Raw genomic sequence first — 19406 nt, 5'->3', positions numbered from 1 at the left:
CCAGGATGGATGAGGGAATGGCAGGATGACGGATTGGCAGCAGTTTTGTGTCGAACTCGCAAAAGCGATAGCGCCTCTCGCAGCATCTGTCCTTTCGTTTGTCTTGGGTTGGTGGCTCAATGGCAGGACAGACGAACGCAAAGAAGCCTTGATCCGAAAGCGCGACGAAATTGGGCGCCAATCCGAGCGGAAGCAGAAGCGCGAAGACCGCAGGGAAGCATTCGAACTCGAAGTCATGAAAGAGCTGCACACTGCCCTCGTTACGTATGTCAGGAGCCAGCACTTGCTGCTGCGATCCCTCGAAATGCAGGCTGGCAACGACGGGGGCCTCAGTAGGGATCTGCGCATCGGATCTCAAGAGGACTCAAACGCCCTGCTCGCAGGCCAGAACCTCCATCGATTGCAAGGCCTCGTATTTGACGATGACATCAGAGCGAGCGTCAAGCGGCTGCAGGTCGCTTTCGGATCTTCGGCGGAGATTTTGTCAGTTGGAGAAGCGCAGGCTATCCGCAACGCCGGCTTTGCCGCTCTTGGTCCTGCGCAACAAAGAGTTGCCGAACGGATTCGGCAACTCTACTTAACCCACGCCTGAGAAACCGGATGCCACACCGACAAGAACTTTCGATGACCTCGCCAGTCAAGCAGCCGAATTCCTACGGCAACCCAAGATCGACTCTCACGCGCGCGCCCGAGCCCTCCGCAGAGCCGTCTCCGGTCGCACTGGGCCGGAGCAAGCCACAACCTCTTTTGAGCCGCGAGGAGGGCGTCTTTTACCCCTCCCGAACCCAGCTTTACATTTGGGCGCTCATTGGATGCGAGAAACGCGTATCTGCTCCGAGGGTTTCTACTCCATCACCTGCCAAGGTTGCTGAAACGCGCCGGGAGCAGCGCTGGGGCGAAGCTCACGCCACGTCGCTGCTCTCAAGAGGCCTTCCTGGTCGAGCTCTGCTGCGACACGGGTCGGAATCATGCCGATCCACGCAGAAAAATCTGTATCTTATTTGATACAAAGAAGAAGGAGATTGTGGCAATGCCGAACGCTGTAGAAAACGCTGTAGAAACAGAGGACCAGGTACGAAGTTTGGCCGATTCCGTACTCGGCCTGTCTGGAGTTTCCTCCTCTGTGGCGAAGAGCGGCGTTGGGCAAATCACCACAATGAAGCAGCTTGGTTTTACTGGTGACGGTGCTTCAAACAAGCCAGATGGTTGGTACTTGCCCGTGGATCGTGGCACCGTGGCTCTGGTGCTTGAGACGAAGGCTCCCGATGCGATGCCGATCGATTCTCCAGCATTGCGAGTCCAGGTCGAGAAGTATTGCGCCACCGTCCGCACCAGATATGACCTCGTAATCGGCCTTGTGTTCGATGGCGAACGCACTCGTGCCTATGTGAACGGCCAGCCCCTCCACGTGCCGGATGAGCTGCAGCCTAAGGAGTTCTACTTCGATAAGCTGACCGAGCGCCCAATCGACAAAGAACGCATCTACGAGCTCACGATGCGGATCAATAACTCGCTCCACTCAGATTTCGGGATCAAGAACCTTTACCACCGAATGATCTTTACGGCGTGCGCGCTCGTGGCACGCCGCTACGACGCGGTGCTTGTGCGTGGGATGGATTATTCCGCGTTTCACAGTGGCATTTTGAGTGCTTTGAACAAGGCAATCAGGGCCGACAAACAACAGAACGCCAAGTTGGAATTGCTTGCTGAGGTTTACTCAGAGATCAAGATGAACGTCTCGACCGATGATGACAATCCCGCTGCAGTGGCTCGATTGACCACGCTGATTGGCGACTTTATCGACTGGGTGACTGAGATCTCTGGTCTCATCAATTCCAGTGCCTGGGATGGTGAAGATGTCATGGCTATCTTCTTCAACGAGTTCAACAGGTACAAGAAGAAGAGCGAGTCGGGTCAGGTCTTCACGCCCGATCACGTCACAGGCTTCATGTATCGTCTGCTCGGAGTCGACAAAGACGATCGCGTGCTCGATGCCTGTGCCGGTTCTGGCTCATTCCTTGTGAAGGCAATGAGTAAGATGATCGACGAAGCCGGTGGAGTGAACACTACGAAGGCGAAGTCGATCAAAGCCAGGCAGCTTTACGGCATCGAGTTCGATCGGGAAATCTATGCTCTTGCCTGCGCGAACATGCTGATCCACAAGGACGGCAAGACGAACCTGGCGCACATGGACGCGCGCACGGAGAGCGCGAGCGACTGGATGAAGAGCACTCGGGCGACGAAGGTACTGATGAACCCGCCCTACGAGAACAAGTTCGGCTGCATGAAGATCGTCGAAAACGTACTCGACAGCGTCGAGCGTGGAACCCTGTGTGGGTTCATCCTCCCCGACAAGAAGCTGGAGAAGACGAGCAAGGGTCAGATGTCTCGCATACTGCGGCATCATCGACTTCTGAAGGTCGTGAAGCTGCCGGAGAATCTGTTCTTTGGCGTTGGTGTAACCACAAGCATCTTCGTTTTTGAGGCAGGCAAGCCTCAAGATGGGAAGAAGTTCTTCGCGGTGAACATCGCCGAAGACGGCTTGGTGACAGTGAAGAACAAGGGCCGCCACGACGTGCACGGCCGCTGGCCTGCGATTGAGGACTACTGGATCGACGCGATCGAGCGCAGCGACGACAACAAGCACTCCACAGGTCAGTGGATTGACACGACTGAGAGCCTCAGCTGGCAGGCCTCGGCGAAGCCGTTCAAACTTACAGAAGAAGACCTCGCGCGCGCGGCGATGGACTATGTGATGTTTCAGCGAGGCCTTGATTCGAGGGTAATGATGGAGCGGCTGGGCAGGATCGCGACGTATTCGGCAAGCGTAGGCGAGACAGTAGATGCAGTGATGCTGGAGGTAGCGAAGTGAGCCGAGAAATCGACCTGACAGGCTGGATGCCGTTCCGCATCGGACACCTGTTCGATGTGGTTAAGGGATCGCGGCTGAGAAGCCTAGATCGGGTCGAAGGTGACATTCCCTATGTCGGGGCGTCTCTCTTCAATAACGGATACACCCACATGATTAGCAATGACGAGCAGATTCACCCGGGCAACGTATTGACGACCGCCTATAACGGCACAATTCCTGGAAAGACTTTCTATCAGCCGGTTCCATTCTGGGCCACCGATGACGTTAACGTCCTTTATCCGAAGTTCGAAATGACTGTTGAATCTGGTCTGTTCATTGCTCCGCTCATCGAAGTAGTTGGGAAAAACTACGTCTATGTCGATAAGTGGAAGCTTCAGGACATGATCGATGCGGTGATCTTCCTCCCAGTAACCGCCGAGGGGGAACCGAACTGGAACTTCATGGAGTGTACTATGCGCGAAGTTGTAAAAGAACGCGAAAAAGCGCTCGACAGCCTGCAGGCACTGGTATCTGGGGTGTGACTCATGAGCATCGGTGAGCAGATTCGACAGGCACGAACCAAGCGAGGCCTCAGCCAGGCCGGGCTTGCTAAGGAGGCCGGGGTCTCCCGACCTACGGTTGCACGCGTTGAATTGGGAGTACCGATCTCGATCGCTACTCTGACGAAACTCACTGCGGCACTCGGTCTAAGAGTCGAGCTACGGAGCGCCAAATGAAGTTTCAGATTGGTGGCGGCTCCGGCAACGAGGAATACCGGGACATGCTCTGAGTGCGGCGCTGACTGCAACCTCGGTTCCGTCGACGGAAGAGGCCGGCGGAGATGGTGAATGGGACTCCCCTACTCCCCCAGCTTTACAGAATCTTCATTATCGGCGTTAAAACCACGGGAGTAGAAGTAGCTGCGAGTACTCCCGTGCTTGGAGGAACCGGGGTGTTTCCGCAGGTCAGGCAGGCTTTCCGACGGACCTAACCGTTCTGTCGACACGGCTGAATTTGCCCGCGGATCCCTTGCCGCTATAGGTTTCCTGCATCTAATGCATGTTTCCATGGTTTAGGGGTTGCAGTGAGTGGTGCCGTTCCGGGTTTCGTTCCGCGGATGCTGGTCGATCCGGACATTGGGCTGTTCCGGGCTGATGAACGGGTTTTTACTGCCATGCTCGATGGCTGGCGGGCGCAGATGTTGGCGCGCGGGCTCACGACCGAGACCATCAAGAAGCGTTGCCAGTTGCTGGAGCGTTTTCAGGGGTTCACGGGTGAATTTCCGTGGCAATGGGGTCCGGCCGACATCGAAGACTTCCTGGGCGATCTGCGTTCTGGCGAGAAGCCGATCAGCCTGAAGACCTTGCGTTCGTACAGCAACGCTGTGGCGATGTTCTGCTCCTACCTGACCCATCCGGGCTATGGGTGGGGCGAGTTCTGCGAACGGACTTTCGGTGATATTCCAAGCCAGATCTGCTTCGAGTGGAACATGCCACGGCACACCACCGATGATGCCGTCCCGGCGAAGAAGCGCTCGTTCACCAAGGCGGAGCTGCAGCGGTTATTCGACTACATCGATGACCTCGTCGACCGGGAATACGCCGCCGGCAGTAAGCGCTGGCTGCCCCTGTTCCGTGACTCGGTGGCGTTCAAGGTCTGTTATGCCTACGGGCTTCGCCGGCGTGAAATGACCATGCTGGACCTGGAGGACTTCGGCCCGAACCCTCACGTCAGCGACTACGGCCGGTTCGGGGCAGTCCAGGTTCGGTTTGCCAAGGGCACCGCGGGCTCAGGACCCAGACGGCGCACCGTGTTGACCGTGCCGGAGTTCGACTGGGTCGTGGACCAGCTCAAGACATGGACATCCGGTGGATTGCGGCAGCAGTTCCCGACCGCAGAAAGGTCCTCGGCGCTTTGGCCGAGTGAGCGTGGCGCCCGGATGTCCCTGGGCTCGTTCGGGGATGCGTTCGCCGCTGCACGGGATGCCGTCGGCCTGCCCCAGGAGCTGGGCCTGCATTGCCTCAGGCATTCCTACGTGACCCACCTGATCGAAGCCGGTTACGACGCGGCCTTCGTGCAGACTCAGGTTGGCCACTCCTACGCCTCGACCACCGGGCTCTACACATCGGTATCGTCGGACTTCAAGCAGAAAACCGTGCAGCAGATGATTGCACGCCGCATCGCGAACTTGGAGGACCCAGATGCCTGAACAGCGCCGGATTGGCTACCGCTGGAACCTGCGAGCCTTGATGGCAAAACAGAACCTCTGGAAGACCACCGAATTGATGCCGCTCCTGAAATCCCGTGGCATCAATCTCTCCGAGAGTCAGGTTTACAGGCTGGTCACATCCACGCCGGAGCGCATTCCGGCCAGGACATTCGCCGCGCTCTGCGACATCCTGGACTGCACACCCAACGACTTGTTCGAACCATTCGTGGAAATGCGCGCCGCAGCGACAGCCAACGCCCCCAAGCGCAGCGAAGACCTCGGCATCCAACCAGGCAACCCGGTCGCACGACGCGTCCGACTCGTTGCTCCCGAAGACGGGTGAGTAGGCCACGCAAAGCAGAGGACCCCATCCGCTGGCCGGTCCCCTGCGGCCGCTGCGGCCAGCACCACCAAACCGTCGCGCGCTGGCCCGATGGCGGAGTCTGCGGCTACTGCTACCAGCAAGCCAAACGCACTCGTGGCACCTGCGCCTGCGGCCACGAAGGCGTCCTGCCCGGAATTATCGATGACCAACCTGCCTGCCGTCGATGCTCAGGCATCCGACTCAACGTCGACTGCGAGAGCTGCGGAGCAGAAGACGAACTTCACAGCGGCGGCCGCTGCTGGAGCTGTGTGTTGGCCACCGTTGTTGATGACCTGCTCACGGACCCGTCGCGGGGAGTCATGGCGCCCGAATTGATTCCGCTTGCTGCAGCATTGAAGTCGATGAAACGCGCCAACAGCGGCATCACCTGGATCCAGCAAAAGCACGTCACCGCTTTCCTTCGAAACCTCGCCGTCACGCCAGAAATCACGCATGAAAGCTTCGATGGATTGCCCGACTCGCGGACCCGCGAATACGTCCGCGGCCTCCTCACCGAACACGGGGTGCTGCCCCGCCGCGATGAACTCCGCACGCGTTACGAGAACTGGTCAGCACAGGCCTTAGACCGGGTCAGCAACCCTGAGAACCGCGACATCATCCGCCGCTACATCCGCTGGCATCACCTACGCCGGATGAACCAGATGGACGAAGTCACCCGCGGCACCTTCCTGCGTGCCAAGCAGCAAGTGACCGTCGCCATCGATCTGCTCAACTGGCTCACCGGCCACGGCACCAACCTGACCGGGCTGACCCAGACTCATCTCGACCTCTGGCAGGCAGAAGGACCTACCACCAGGCGGATCGCTGAACATTTCCTGAAATGGGCCATCAAGGCCAAGGCCGCTCCTGCAGGACTGACTATCATCCCGCATCGCCGTGGAACGAGCCCCAAACTCGACAAGTCAGGACAGGATGAAGCACTAAACCGCGTGTTCCAGGCCGGCGGACAAATTGAAGCACGAGATCAGGCCGCCGCGATCCTCATCCTCGTCTTCGGGCAACAGGCCGAAAACATAGCGCGCCTAACCTGGGATGACGTGACCGTCACCGAAGAACAGGTCACCATCCAGCTGGGAACGATCCAGATCACACTGCCTGAGCCCTTAGATGCGCCCTGGCGGGAACTCGCCGCAAACCCCGGCCACAACCTAACCGCCTCGCACCCGAACACCAACTGGGTATTCCGCGGAACCTCACCCGGCCGGCACATCCACCCAGGACACCTCACAACACGCCTCAGCAAGCTATTCAGCACCCGAGCCGCGCGACTCGGAACTCTCCACGAGCTCACCAAACTCGCACCCGTGGCCATCATCGCCGACACCCTCGGCTACTCCCCTACAACCATCGAACGCCACGCTACCGACTCAGCAGCCGCCTACGCCCAATACATCTCAGCCGTGCGCGGCGCTGTTACAAGCAGATGAGACTGATCAGTTCAGAGACACTCCGCTAATCGCAGGAACGCACTGCAGAGCGACACCTACTCCCGGCCCACGAATACCCGTGCATGCCAGTTCTCAACCTCTCGGGAGCAGGGGCTTCTGGGGTGCGTCGTCAGTGCACGAAGGACGGAACATGCGAGTCGTTGAAGGGCTGGCGACAGTCCTCCATGTGCCCTGACGCCGCGCGCCCCCGCAATGTCGCACTCGGTGCCGCAGTAGCCTGACGCCCGAACATGCCTGCCCCGAGAGTAATGGACCATTCGCGCTGCGCGACCCAGTAAGGGCACATCTTAAATTACGACGCCCGTCAGCAGTGCCGACGGGCGCCATGGGTGCTGGAAACATCCCACCTTCAGCCTACGCCCCGCGTCCGGCTATCGGTCGCCCTCCACCCGGTCCTGCACGACCCCTCAAGCACGGTTTGCCGCTCATCGACCCATGGCTTCGAGGACGTCGAGCACCGTCCGGAGCAGCGCCAAGGCAAAGCTGCACGTGGCAATTCACAGTCCCGCCACCTGCACCCGGCTCGCCTTTCCACTGCCTTGTTCGTTCACCTAAGACCACCTGTTCCTTCGACTGGGACGACCATCGTAGGGGCGGGGTGCTGACACTTTGAGAAAGCCGGACAAAGCCATGCGGATGCCGTGCACAGCATGTGCATGTCCCCGTCGCCGCCCGACCGGACCAGGGATCTGTTGAGAATGCCTTCCTGTTATCCACCAGGAAGAGCCGGCGTGTCCTCGTTTCCGGGAGTGTCAGCCTAAGCGTTCCCGTCGTCCAGCCCCCTGCCTGGTCAGCGCCTGTTCTCACGCGGCATGACGGGCGGCAAGATGGCATGCGCTCGAACAACCAGACCGGCGGCATGTCAGGGCTGCGGCTTGCACAGGAATGTATGCAGACGGCGAAGGACCCCGCAGCACGAGTCAACGCCGCGGGGTCCTTCTAGGTCGATGCATCCGCGAATGGGGGAACGCGGAGACACTGCAACCAAAATATAGTCAGTAGGCTTAGTTTCCAAATTTCGAGCCTGCTCCCCCGAATTGCCGCCTCTAGACAGTTCTTCGATGTGGTGCCGTTCGACTCTTCTCTTCCACAGTGGGCCGATGGGTTCGCTGGCGTCGCCTGGAGGCGCTCATTCGCGACTGCGTCCGTAGCAGGGCCACTCCGGTCCCCAAGGCGCCCGCCAGAATGATTTGCGAGCCATCGTCGAACATTTAACACTGACTCCTACTTATCTAGCGTGAACCAGACCTCATGTGCTAGTGTCATTGCTCACATCGTAAAAGGTATTAGGTATGGACCTAATGCCCATCCGAGACCAGCACTTTGGAAGTCGGTTGACTTCCGTTGGTTCGGTAAGCCCCTCGAGGCCAAAATTGCATTCTTGGAGGAATCATGTCTGAGCGCCATCCAATCACCGCTCAATTGACCCTGGACGATCTCAGGCTTCACCGCCGGCTTGGTTACTGGTCGCTCGTCGCCATGGGCATTGGCAGCGTCATCGGCTCAGGTTGGCTCTTTGCGGCCATGTACGCCGCCCAAGCTGCCGGTCCAGCTTCAATAATCGCCTGGCTTATCGGCGGGGCCATAATGCTCGCCCTCGCCCTGGTTACCGCCGAACTGGGCATCACACATCCCGAGTCCGGCGGCCTGAGTCGGTACCCGCTCTACTCCAACGGCCGTCTCGCGGCCGGGCTCATCGGCTGGTGCGGCGTCATTGCGGTCATCGGCGTCCCGGCACTGGAAGCGGCAGGCGTATTGCAATACGCGGGCTCCTACATCCCGGGCCTCTTCGACGGAGGGACCCTAACCCCTTTAGGGATACTGAGCGCGGCAATACTGCTGGCAGTGTTTACGCTGCTGAACTACTTTGGAGTCAAGCTCTTTTCCGAGAGCAATAACATCGTCACCTTTATCAAGGTCTTCATCCCTGTATTGGCCATCGCCGCCTTCATTCTTAGTGGATTCACTGGTAACGGCGGGGCCGGTGGAGTATCTAATCTTACGGTCGAGGGGTTTGCCCCCAATGGCCTTGATGCGGCACTTTCAATCATCGCGACAGGAGGCATCCTGTTTTCCTTCAACGGTGCTTCAGTCATCATTACCGTGTCAGGTGAGGTAAGAAACCCTCGCCGAACGATCCCCCAAGCGATGATCACAACCATCGTCTTTTGCTTGGTCTTGTACATGGGCCTGCAGATGGCGTTCCTTTTCGGCGTCCCCGCCGATACTCTTGCTGCCACCGGCTGGCAGGGCGTCAACTTTGATTCGCCCTTCGCCTCACTCGCGCTCATCCTTGGCATCCAGTGGCTCTATTGGATCCTGATTGCAGACGCAGCGATCTCCCCCTCTGGCGCAGCCATCATCGGCGTCGGATCAAATGCCCGCAATATGTTCGCTCTTGCCAAGAACCGCTTCCTCCCGGGTTGGATTCAGAGCATTGACCAAAAGTGGGGAGTTCCCCGGCGCGCGCTTGTCGTGACGTACATGATTGGACTCGCATTCCTGCTGCCACTGCCCAGCTGGCACGCAATCATCAGCATCGTTGGCATCCTGGGTGCACTTACCTTCGGAGTAGCCTCCGTTTCGGCAAGCGTCTTCCGCCGTACGGGCGTCACAAAACCTGACACGCGGATTCGAGGGGTGGGTTTCCTTGCCCCTTTGACGTTCGCCGCCGGTGGCATGGTCGTGTCCTGGGTCAAATGGGAAGTCATTGCACCCACCATTCCGCTGCTCGCCATTGGCGTTCTCTGGTACGCGGTCACGTTCGCCAAGCAGAAGCACGGGCGCTCTGACCTTCAGGGTGGCCTCTGGCTCCTTCTCTTCTTCGCCTTCCTATACCTGGCCTGCTATGCAGGGAGTTTTGGCATCGGCATCATTCCGGCACCGGTTGACACAATTGTCGTCGCCGCTGGTTCACTCCTCTTCTACTGGTGGGGCGTTGTCGAGGGCGTGCGCTACATGCGAAGGCATCCTGAAATCGGACAATCCATGGGCGCGGAGACTGAGCAGCCGGCATTTGCCTAGGAATCCAAGTGAAGCGCTTCCCCGCCTCCGGTCTCGGGTCAAAGGCGGGGAAGCTCCCAAAGCGCTGCATCTCGGAGGTGCACCGACCTTCACATCCTGCTGAAGCAGGACGGCGAATGGAAGATCATCGCAAAGCTTTACCACCAATACGAGAAGTAGCCTTGCCAATTTCAAACCAAACCCCTACTGAGGAGCCCTCGTGCATGCCGTTCCCGCCCTGGCCGCCCCCGACCCCAATTCTCCGCTGACACTTACCACTGTTGATCGCCGCGAGCTTGGCCCTCACGATGTGCTCATAAGAATCGAATACGCCGGGATCTGTCACTCCGACATTCACACAGTCCGCGGCGATTGGGGACTCAAGCGGTATCCCTTGGTACCGGGCCACGAGATCGCGGGCATCGTGACCTCGGTTGGAACAGCAGTAAAGACCCGCACCGTCGGTGACCGCGTGGGCGTCGGTTGCCTGGTCAATTCCTGCCGGGTCTGCGCGGCCTGTGTCGGCGGTCAGGAGCAACACTGCGACAACGCTGTCGGCACATACGGCTCGCTGGACCGGGACGGTACCATCACGCAGGGTGGTTACTCCAGGTACATTGTCGTCACAGAAGCATTCACAGTACTCATCCCGGAAACTCTTGGGCTCGATGAAGCGGCGCCCCTGTTGTGCGCAGGCATCACCACCTTTTCGCCGCTACGTCGTTGGGGTGCTGGCCCCGGCCAAAAGGTCGCTGTCGTCGGCCTTGGCGGGCTCGGACATATAGCCGTCAAGATTGCCCGCGCCATGGGCTCCGAAGTGACCGTCCTGTCCCAGTCACTCAAGAAACAGGAAGACGGGCTGCGCGTCGGCGCGGACCACTACTACGCAACCAATGATGAAGCGACCTTCGCTGTTCTCGAGGGACGTTTCGACTTGATCATCAACACGGTGAGTGCGGTAATCGATCTGAATGCATATCTCCGTCTTCTCAGTACAAGAGGAGCAATGATCTGCGTGGGGGCTCCGGGCGAGCCCCTTGCGGTCAATGTGTTCAGTCTCTTGGGCGGGAGCAAGATACTTGCCGGTTCCGCCATTGGTGGAATCCCTGAAACCCAGGAGATGCTGGACTTCTGCGCCCAACACAACATTGGCGCAGAGGTCGAAGTCATTTCAGCCGACAAAGTAAATGAGGCTTACGAACGCGTCCTGGCCTCTGACGTCCGCTACCGGTTTGTCATCGATGCCGCCACAATCGGCTGATCAGCAGCCCGACAAGGCGGCGAGCTCATCCCGCAACTGGTTTTGTCGCGATCGTCGTCCCGCTGCTCGGCCTTCCTGTCATTGCGGCGGTACTTCATTCGCGGCTGCATCACCGTGCGGTAAAGGCTGACCGCATCCGATCCGTGGCCGGGCGGCCGAGCCTTCGTGTTTGGACAAAGTCAACGGGTGCTTCCCGCCACGCGCGACTTGACGCTATTGGGGCGATGGAGAACAGGTTGAGATTTTGGACTTAAGATAGGACCTATGTCGAGCGAAGTCAGTGCTGTCTCCGTCCCGCAGGGTGTGGCCGAACATCTTAGAGGTCTCATCCGCCGAGGCGAGCTCAGCCCGGGGGATCAGCTGCCGCCGGAGCGGCAGCTCGCTGAGACGCTTGGTGTTGCCCGGGTAAGCCTTCGCGAGGCTCTCAAGCTGCTCCAGGACGAGGGTTATCTCACTGTCCGCCGGGGAAAGCTCGGCGGAACTTTTGTGACAGCGCTGAGCCAGCCGCTTGCTGAGTGGCGCCGGGAAATGGCCGCCGAAGACGGAGAGCTGGACGATCTGACCGCCGTGCGGGTCGCTCTGGAAAGCCACGCCGCCCTGCTGGCAGCGTCGCGAAGAACCCAGGATGATCTCGATGCCATGGAAGCATCAATCGAACTACAAGCCACCGCCAGAAACCGTTCAGAATTCAGAGCCGCCGACGCGACCTTTCACGATGCCATAGCCCGCGCTGCCGGCAGCCGCCGCCTTGAAGCAGCCATTAGGCAGGCCCGAAGCGAGTTCTTCAGCCCCGCCGACATGGTTAACCACCCGGACCCAGTGGAGGAAGACCAGGAACAGCACAGGGCGATCTTCGAGGCAATCCGCGACAGCAACGCCCCAAGGGCCGCCCAGTCCATGCGCGACCATATCGAGAACACCCGTTCCGAAATCCGGCGCCTCCTGAAGCAAGGCGACTGACCATTACCGTTTTCACCTGCCCGAAAAGGCAACTGTCGCACTGCGCTGACCAAGAGTAGCCCTGCAAAACGCAAGGACACCGTCCGGCACCGCACCTTGCCCAGCGGCAGAACGGAATCGGGGACTGGACCTTCCGACCTGACGGCCGTGCAAGGTCATCATCAACAGCACCCACGAATCCTTCTTGACACGCAACCGTATTGCGCGCCATAGTTTTTCGTAAAGGTATGAGGTACGTACCTCATACCCTAAATTCCAAATTCCCGGCCCGGGGTAGGGCCGCCCGGAATTCTTCCCGAGGAGATCACTTTGACCGTCGCCGAGCCTGCCATCCCGAGGATCGGGATTCCTATCCGCCTGTCCGGCCTGGACTGCCAAAACACGGACCCCGTCATGAAGGAAGCGGAGCGAGCATTCGACGCTGTGGTGGAACTGATCCGTGAGTCGGGAGCCGAGCCGGTGCTCATCAGCCCCGGCACGGATGAAGACCTCGAGACAGTCTTTGCCGGATGCCAGGGCTTTGTTCTGCCCGGGGGCGGCGACGTTGACCCCGAACTCTTCGGCGGTGCCGTGGACGACCCGACCCTTTTCGGCGTCGACCCTACGCAGGACCGCATCGACATCGCAGCCATCCGGTTCGGCCTCGATAACGACCTTCCTGTGCTGGCTATCTGCCGCGGCATGCAGTTGCTGAACGTCGTTCATGGCGGGTCTCTGCACATCGATCTGGATCCAAGCAGCGTCGCCCACGTGGAAAAGGGAGAGGACAGCAGCAGGGATTTCTCTGTCCACGAAGTTGACATCCAGCCTGGAACGCGCTGTGCGGACGCCTTTGGTGGAGCCGAGCGGATTCGGGTTGCTTCCTTCCATCACCAGGCGATCGATGTCCTGGGCGAGGGCCTGAACGTCACGGCCCGCGCGGATGACGGCCTCATAGAAGCCATCGAGCCGAATGGCGACACGTGGGTGCTCGGCATCCAGTGGCATCCCGAGGCAGAGATACCCGTAGCGGAGCTGCGGCTGCCGGCGTTTACTGCCCTGAAGGCGGAGGCAGCACGTGCACTGCTCCGCGTCACGACACCCACCCCCAAACTCCAGGAGGCTTAGGAGCATGAACGCGACCATTGACATTGCCCGTCCGGCGGACCGCCTTTCCGACGTCCGCCCCTCGGCCATCCGTGCGATCTTCGACCGTGCCGTGCAGATCGAGAAGGCTGGCCACGCGGTCATCCACTTCGAGATCGGCAGGCCAGACTTCGACACCCCGGAAGTGATCAAAGACGCGACGGCAAAAGCCCTCGCCGACGGCCTGGTCCATTACGGACCCAACGCGGGCCTGCCCGTCCTTCGTGCCGCAATCTCCGAGTACCTGCAGCGCAGCCAAGGTCTCGAATACAGCGCCGAGGACGAAGTCCTGGTCACCATCGGGGCCAACGAGGCCGTCCTCCTCTCGATTCTGGCGTTCTGCGGTCCCGGCGACGAGGTAGTCATCCCCGTGCCGGCCTGGCCTGCCTACGAAGCCTGCGCCCGCCTCGCCGGCGCTACGCCCGTTCTGCTTCCGCTGACCTTGGACACCGAATACAAAGTGGACCCGGCTGCGCTGCGGGGCGCGATCACCGAGAAGACCCGGATGGTGGTGCTGTGCACCCCGCACAACCCCACCGGTGCGGTCCTTGACCAAGCCCTCCTCGAAGAGATTGCCGAGATCGTCCGCGGAACGAATGCGATCATCCTTTCAGACGAGATCTACGGCGAACTTGTCTACGGCGGCACCCGGCACCTCTCCCCGGCCGCGGTAGCTGACCTCAAGGAACGGACCCTGATCGTTGGCGGCTTCGCCAAGTCCTGGGCCATGGACGGCTGGCGCCTCGGCTGGCTCGCTGGCCCCCGGGACCTGGTACGGCCCGCACTGCGCGTCCGCCAGTTCACCACCACGTGCCCACCCACGTTTCCGCAGATCGGTGGCGTTGCTGCATTGAACAGCGCCGACAGCGAACGGGAAGAGATGCGTCAGGAATTCGAGAGCCGCCGGAGTGCTGCCCTGGAAATCCTCGCCCAACAGGACATCTTCAGCTACGCCGCCCCGGATGGTGCCTTCTACCTCTACCTGTCCTTCCCCGAGACGCTCGGCACGGCGCATGAACTGGCTTTGAAGATCCTCGAAGAACAACACGTCGCCGTCGTGCCGGGCACCGCGTTCGACATCGACGGCGGCAGCCACTCCCTGAGGGTCTCCTATGCCTGTGGCATCGATGACCTTAAGGAGGGATTGCGGCGCATCATCACCGCAGTCTCCAGCCAGGAGTGATAATGGCTAAACGCGCTCAGCCGGTGCCCACAACCGAACCGCCCTCAGAGCGCTCCGTTACCGTTCGAGCCCGAGACCGGATTGATGTTGAAATCCAGTTGGAGCTTGTAACCGAGCGTTTACGCCAAGGACCAGCCAAAGTGGACCGTTGCGGAATCCTCGTCACGCGGCACTCAGCCTTCGACTTCACTGTAGAAATCCATTCCGACGTCCCGTACGGGATCACTCGCGAAAAGTGCGCCTGGCCAAACCCCGTTTGCTGAATACACTCACCCGACGCCCGAACCCCAACCCCACAAACGGAGGAACCCCCCTCATGACTACCGTGACCCAAGACCGCCATGCCGAGGTGGTGAAGGCCATTGTCGGGCTCGCGCCCGACGGTGTTGCCTATGTGCCCAGTGCATCCATTGCACCCATCATCAATGGTGTCCTTGACGCGCAGGCTGGCGGAGACCTGCCGCTGGTGTACCCGGTCTCCCGCGAGGAAGAAGCCATCGGTGTCGTCGGCGCATACCCGTTAGCGGACAAGTTCGGCGTGGTCATCATGCAGGACAACGGCTTCGGCAATGCCCTGACCGCCCTGACTACCTTTGCTGTGTCCTACCACCTGCCGCTGCTGATCGTGGCCAACACCCGGGGCGGCCTGGGCGAATACAACTCCATGATCCACTCGATCTCCGCGCCGGTTCCCGATCTGCTCCGCTCCACCAGCATCCCCGTGTTCCAAGTGGATCGTCGCAACCCACCTGAAGACTGGGGCGCGACCGTCAAGGAAGCCGGTAACCACGCCCGGATGACGTTCCGTCCTGTGGTTGTCCTCATGGAATTTTTCGATCACAAGGATGAGAAGGCAAAGGCATGAAGCGCATCGAAGCACTCGAGGTCCTCGTCAACGCCACGGAAGGGCTGCCCGTCGTCGCCACCTGCGCCGCAACCAGCCGCGAACTCGCCGCTGTGGACGACCGCCACAACCACCTGTATCTCCTGGACGCAATGGGGCTGGCGATCTCGGTCGGTACCGGACTGGCACAGGCCATTGACGGCACGGCCGTGTCCCGCGCCGTCGTCGTCGAAGGTGACGGGTCCTTGCTCATGAACCCCGGCGCGGCCATCACCGCCGGCTACCTCGCTCCCAAGAACCTGGTGGTCCTACTCCTGGACAACGGCGTCTACGCCTCAACCGCATCCATCCCAACCCAGGCCGTGAGCATCGACCTGGGCCGCTTCGCCGAGTCCGTTGACCTGAAGGTCCTGCGCGCGGAGAACACCGAAGAGCTGGCCGTTGCGCTGAAGCAGACGCTGGAAGCGGACGGGCCATGGTTCATCCACGCCCGCACCGAGCCAGGCAACGTTCCAGGAACGAAACTGCTGCTCATTGACCCAGTAGTCCACGGCGACCGCTTCCGCCGCTGGCTGGCCCCCCGTCTGGCTGAAGCGTCCTGATCACCACTTCCCGCCGGGCTTCACGGCCGGCGGTACCAAGCTGCTGAAAGGCGGAGACCACCCATGGCAAACACCACCACCGCCCCCGCGCCTGCTCCGGCACTGGGGTTTCCAGAGAAGCTGATGCCGATCGGCGGCACCTGGGTCCCTGCGGCCAGCGGTGACACCATTGTTGTGTCCAATCCGGCTACCGAGAAAGCTATCGCCGAAACCCCGGCAGGTACCGTACAGGACGGACTTGCTGCTCTGGACGCCGCGTGCCAAGCTCAGGACTCCTGGGCCGCCACGCCGCCCCGGGTACGGGCGGATCTTCTCGACGCCGCATACCGGGCGATCCTGGAACGCCGGAACGAATTCGCGGCCCTCATCACCGCTGAAATGGGCAAGACCCTTACCGAAGCCCAAGCCGAGGTTGACTACGGCGCCGGGTTCTTCCGCTGGTTCGCCGAGGCGGCCAACCGGCTCCATCTGGAAGGCCAATACGGTATCGAACCAGGCGGGCAGTACCGCCTCGCGGTCTCCAAGCGCCCCGTCGGGCCTGCGCTGCTGATCACTCCGTGGAATTTCCCGCTGGCCATGGGAGCGAGGAAGATCGCCCCGGCCCTTGCCGCCGGGTGCACGACCGTCCTGAAGCCAGCCGAACTGACGCCCTTGACCAGCCTGCTGCTGGCCAAGGTCCTGGAAGAGGTAGGCGTTCCGGCCGGCGTGGTCAATGTCATCACCACCGACAACTCCCGTGAAGTAATCGGCGCGATCATGGCCGACCCCCGGGTGCGGAAGATCTCCTTCACAGGTTCCACCCAGGTCGGAAAGGCCTTGCTCACCCAAGCAGCCGAGAACGTCATGAACACCTCCATGGAACTGGGCGGCAACGCACCACTGATCGTGTTCGACGACGCCGACCTGGACCAAGCAGTCGAAGGCGCAATGGTGGCCAAGCTGCGCAACGGCGGTCAGTCCTGCGTCGCGGCCAACCGGATCTACCTCCAATCCGGCATCGCCGCAGAATTCCTTCAGCGATTCACCGAACGGATGACTGCAACGCGTGTGGGCGACGGGGCCGTGCACGGCGTCGAACTCGGAGCACTCGTGGACGAAAAGCAGGCCGCGAAAGTCGCCTCCCTCGTAGAGGACGCCGTGTCAAAGGGCGCCACCTGCCTCACCGGTGGAACCCGTCCCGGAGGCATTGGCTACTACTACCCACCCACGGTACTCACGGACATCCCGGAGAACGCAGACATCCGCGAGGAAGAAATCTTCGGACCGGTCGCCGCAGTCTACGAGTTTAAAACCGAAGAAGACGTTGTCCGGGCAGCCAACGGCACGCCTTACGGACTCGCATCCTATGTCTTCACAAAGGACCTCGCACGTGCCCTGCGCGTAGCCGACGCGATCGATGCGGGCATGACCGGCATCAACCGCGGGGTTGTCAGCAACCCCGCAGCACCCTTCGGCGGAACCAAGGCCTCGGGTCTCGGACGCGAGGGCGGAACCGAAGGTCTCGAGGCCTACCTCGAGACCAAGTACACCGGCATCGAGCTCTAGAAGCCGGACCACAGACCGCCGGCAGGACCTCCTCGGGGAGCGGTCCTGGCGGACACCTCACCGGCATCGAAGCCGAGAGCAAGGAGAACAAGCGTGGCTTCTATCGGCACACCGACGCATGGCGGGCTCCCGATACGCACCGTGATCATCTTCGGTACCCTGGGCGTTCTTGGGATATCCGCATCGGGTCCCATCATGGCCGCGACCATGGCAGGCAGTTCGGTGACGGCGCTGGCTCTTGTCTTCTGGCGGACCGCAATTGGCACGGTCGCCTTTGCCGTGCCCGTGATTCTCAGGAATCCCGGACAGTTCCGTAGTCTTGGGCGGCGTGAATTCTTGTGGTCCTCCCTAGCCGGCATGGCGCAGGCGCTCCAGTTCATCACCATGTTCTATGCACTCACGCTGACTTCAGTGGCTGCATGCACGGCCCTGGTTTGCCTCCAAGGTGGCTGGATTGCGCTGTTCCACATAACGCGCGGATGTCGCCTGCCGCGACCCGTCCTCGTCGGCCTCGGCGTCTCCTTTACGGGGGTCATTGCCATTACCGGCTTCGATTTGGCATCTTCCCCTCAGGCCCTTCTTGGCGACGGGCTGTCCCTCTTGAGTGGCATCCTGGCTGGCATATGCATCCTGTTGATCGGCAAGGCGCGTGAGACGATGAGCACCGGGACCTTCAGCATCATGTTCAACGGCGTTTGCGCAGCTCTTGCAGCTCTCATCGCAATATTCGCCGGGCAGCCACTCGCAGGCTTCGAGCCTTCCGGCTGGGCCGGCATCCTCGCCGTCACGGTGATGGCCCAACTGTTGGGCACCGCTTCCCTGAACCACCTAGTGGTATCGGTAGGACCTCTCATATGCTCAATGCTCGTGCTCCTGGAAATTCCCGGTGCAGCACTGCTCGCAGCACTATTCCTTGGTGAGATACTTCCTCCCGGAACATACGCAGGCCTCGCGCTGATCCTGGCCGGAATCGCCGTCGTCGTACTAGCACAAAACGCTGGCCTGCGGCGCACTTCCAGGCGAGTAATGCGGACAGCAACGTCAGCCAAGACGGCACGCTGAGAGCCCCCCATGCGTGTTGATTTCTACGACCCATTTGCTCATGACCAGGGAGAGGCTCCGGGATTGGCCGATCCGGCCGAGCTTCCGCCGGCCAAGCGCCGCCAACATAGGAAGCCGCCAGCAGAGAACCAGCAGCGTGCCAGACGGAAAGTGATCGAAGACCTCCAGGAACTACTTTCAAAGCAGAAAGATCCCAAATGACTGTCGCGAACAAACAGAATTGGTCCGGACTGACCGCCGGCCAGCAGGTCACTGTCCAGGAGCCTGCTGGCGACCCCTACCATGCCGTTGTGGACGCCATGACGGCAGACAGCAGCGTAATCTAAGTGGTTTCCGAGCTGCCAAGGTTGCGCAAAGCATTTGATTGGCGCGAGGGCGTTGTCCTCACTCCTACGGCATGAACGAACAGCGTGCTCGACGCTAACGGCTGAGCCTCGATCCACCGATCCGTCTCGTGATTTTGAGCTGGTTTGGGCACCGCTGTGGCACGCAACAATTCGGTCAGATCGTCAGCAGCAAGAATATCCATGATCTCTCCGTCCTGTTTCATGCAGGGCCTCTTCCTGAGTGACTTTGTGCGCTTCGACACCGTCATCAGATCCCAGGGAGGCTCGCGCGGTGCCGGTATTGCGTTCCATCGCTCGCACCACCAATGGATTAAGGACGGCAACAAGCACAATCATGGGGAGTGAAAGCAGTCCTGTGACCAGGGAATCCATGTCTCGCTGCTGCCGGAAATACAGGCTTTGAAGGAAAACGACACCGCAGAACGCGGCCATACTAACGAACGCATACTGACACCGATGGCGACTATGGACGATCGGAAAAGCCTCAGCGGAATGATCGGGTTCGGCCGCGAATCTGCGCAGTGACGAAAACCAAGTTGCCAATCGCAGCCAAGCCAAAGAACCCAGGACCTGGACAATTG

At 60.4% G+C, this 19406-nt stretch carries 18 protein-coding genes and 1 pseudogene; 18 read left to right on the top strand and 1 reads right to left on the bottom strand.

Going from position 1 to position 19406, the window contains the following annotated elements:
- Window positions 1-25 precede the first annotated feature (25 nt).
- The 18 genes and pseudogenes from ABRP34_RS23000 to ABRP34_RS22915 all read left to right on the top strand — a co-directional run bounded on the left by ABRP34_RS23000 (window position 26) and on the right by ABRP34_RS22915 (window position 18804).
- Window positions 26-592 carry a hypothetical protein gene (locus ABRP34_RS23000; protein ID WP_353713652.1) on the top strand — a complete coding sequence of 189 codons (567 nt, stop codon included), beginning with the start codon at window positions 26-28 and terminating at the stop codon, window positions 590-592.
- 438 nt (window positions 593-1030) lie between these two features.
- The gene (locus ABRP34_RS22995) at window positions 1031-2872 is read left to right on the top strand and encodes an N-6 DNA methylase (RefSeq protein WP_353713675.1); all 1842 of its coding nucleotides are present in this window, start codon (window positions 1031-1033) and stop codon (window positions 2870-2872) included.
- Window positions 2869-3393, top strand: a complete 525-nt coding sequence (locus ABRP34_RS22990; protein WP_353713651.1) for a restriction endonuclease subunit S — start codon at window positions 2869-2871, stop codon at window positions 3391-3393. The genes ABRP34_RS22995 and ABRP34_RS22990 overlap by 4 nt, the downstream gene beginning before the upstream one ends.
- 3 nt (window positions 3394-3396) lie before the next feature.
- On the top strand, window positions 3397-3588 hold the full coding sequence (locus ABRP34_RS22985) for a helix-turn-helix transcriptional regulator (protein ID WP_353713650.1): 192 nt from the start codon (window positions 3397-3399) through the stop codon (window positions 3586-3588).
- 380 nt (window positions 3589-3968) lie between these two features.
- A complete protein-coding gene (locus tag ABRP34_RS22980; RefSeq protein WP_353713674.1) occupies window positions 3969-5060 on the top strand; it encodes a tyrosine-type recombinase/integrase in 1092 nt (363 codons plus the stop codon).
- Window positions 5053-5403, top strand: a complete 351-nt coding sequence (locus ABRP34_RS22975; RefSeq protein ID WP_353710747.1) for a helix-turn-helix transcriptional regulator — start codon at window positions 5053-5055, stop codon at window positions 5401-5403. The genes ABRP34_RS22980 and ABRP34_RS22975 overlap by 8 nt, the downstream gene beginning before the upstream one ends.
- 290 nt (window positions 5404-5693) lie before the next feature.
- A complete protein-coding gene (locus ABRP34_RS22970; protein WP_353713649.1) occupies window positions 5694-6872 on the top strand; it encodes a Fis family transcriptional regulator in 1179 nt (392 codons plus the stop codon).
- A 1413-nt stretch (window positions 6873-8285) separates the two neighbouring features.
- Entirely contained in the window at window positions 8286-9917 is a 1632-nt protein-coding gene (locus tag ABRP34_RS22965) for an APC family permease (RefSeq protein ID WP_353713648.1), read from the top strand.
- Window positions 9918-9995: 78 nt separating this feature from the next.
- A pseudogene (locus ABRP34_RS22960) lies at window positions 9996-10076 on the top strand (nuclear transport factor 2 family protein); the annotation flags it as partial.
- A gap of 40 nt (window positions 10077-10116) precedes the next feature.
- Window positions 10117-11157, top strand: coding sequence for an NAD(P)-dependent alcohol dehydrogenase (locus tag ABRP34_RS22955; protein ID WP_353713647.1), 1041 nt, complete (start codon window positions 10117-10119; stop codon window positions 11155-11157).
- Window positions 11158-11421: 264 nt separating this feature from the next.
- Window positions 11422-12117, top strand: coding sequence for a FadR/GntR family transcriptional regulator (locus ABRP34_RS22950; protein ID WP_353713646.1), 696 nt, complete (start codon window positions 11422-11424; stop codon window positions 12115-12117).
- Between the two features lie 309 nt (window positions 12118-12426).
- Window positions 12427-13224, top strand: a complete 798-nt coding sequence (locus ABRP34_RS22945) for a gamma-glutamyl-gamma-aminobutyrate hydrolase family protein (protein WP_353713645.1) — start codon at window positions 12427-12429, stop codon at window positions 13222-13224.
- Window positions 13225-13228: 4 nt separating this feature from the next.
- Window positions 13229-14425, top strand: a complete 1197-nt coding sequence (locus ABRP34_RS22940) for a pyridoxal phosphate-dependent aminotransferase (RefSeq protein ID WP_353713644.1) — start codon at window positions 13229-13231, stop codon at window positions 14423-14425.
- Between the two features lie 316 nt (window positions 14426-14741).
- Window positions 14742-15290, top strand: coding sequence for a thiamine pyrophosphate-binding protein (locus tag ABRP34_RS22935; protein ID WP_353713643.1), 549 nt, complete (start codon window positions 14742-14744; stop codon window positions 15288-15290).
- The gene (locus ABRP34_RS22930; protein WP_353713642.1) at window positions 15287-15871 is read left to right on the top strand and encodes a thiamine pyrophosphate-dependent enzyme; all 585 of its coding nucleotides are present in this window, start codon (window positions 15287-15289) and stop codon (window positions 15869-15871) included. Before ABRP34_RS22935 ends, ABRP34_RS22930 begins: the two co-directional genes overlap by 4 nt.
- Window positions 15872-15934: 63 nt before the next feature.
- Entirely contained in the window at window positions 15935-17416 is a 1482-nt protein-coding gene (locus ABRP34_RS22925) for an NAD-dependent succinate-semialdehyde dehydrogenase (RefSeq protein WP_353713641.1), read from the top strand.
- Window positions 17417-17509: 93 nt separating this feature from the next.
- The gene (locus ABRP34_RS22920; RefSeq protein WP_353713640.1) at window positions 17510-18478 is read left to right on the top strand and encodes a DMT family transporter; all 969 of its coding nucleotides are present in this window, start codon (window positions 17510-17512) and stop codon (window positions 18476-18478) included.
- Between the two features lie 197 nt (window positions 18479-18675).
- The gene (locus tag ABRP34_RS22915) at window positions 18676-18804 is read left to right on the top strand and encodes a hypothetical protein (RefSeq protein WP_353713639.1); all 129 of its coding nucleotides are present in this window, start codon (window positions 18676-18678) and stop codon (window positions 18802-18804) included.
- Here the strand turns inward: ABRP34_RS22915 and ABRP34_RS22910 are convergent.
- Complete coding sequence (locus ABRP34_RS22910) at window positions 18801-19028, bottom strand: hypothetical protein (protein ID WP_353713638.1); 228 nt, start codon at window positions 19026-19028, stop codon at window positions 18801-18803. The two genes, ABRP34_RS22915 and ABRP34_RS22910, sit on opposite strands and share 4 nt — an antisense overlap.
- Window positions 19029-19406: the final 378 nt, after the last annotated feature.

Source organism: Arthrobacter sp. K5 (assembly GCF_040448525.1).
GTDB lineage: Bacteria > Actinomycetota > Actinomycetes > Actinomycetales > Micrococcaceae > Arthrobacter > Arthrobacter globiformis.
The sequence above is the reverse complement of the archived record's forward strand: the minus strand, read 5'-3'. Positions and strand labels throughout refer to the sequence as shown.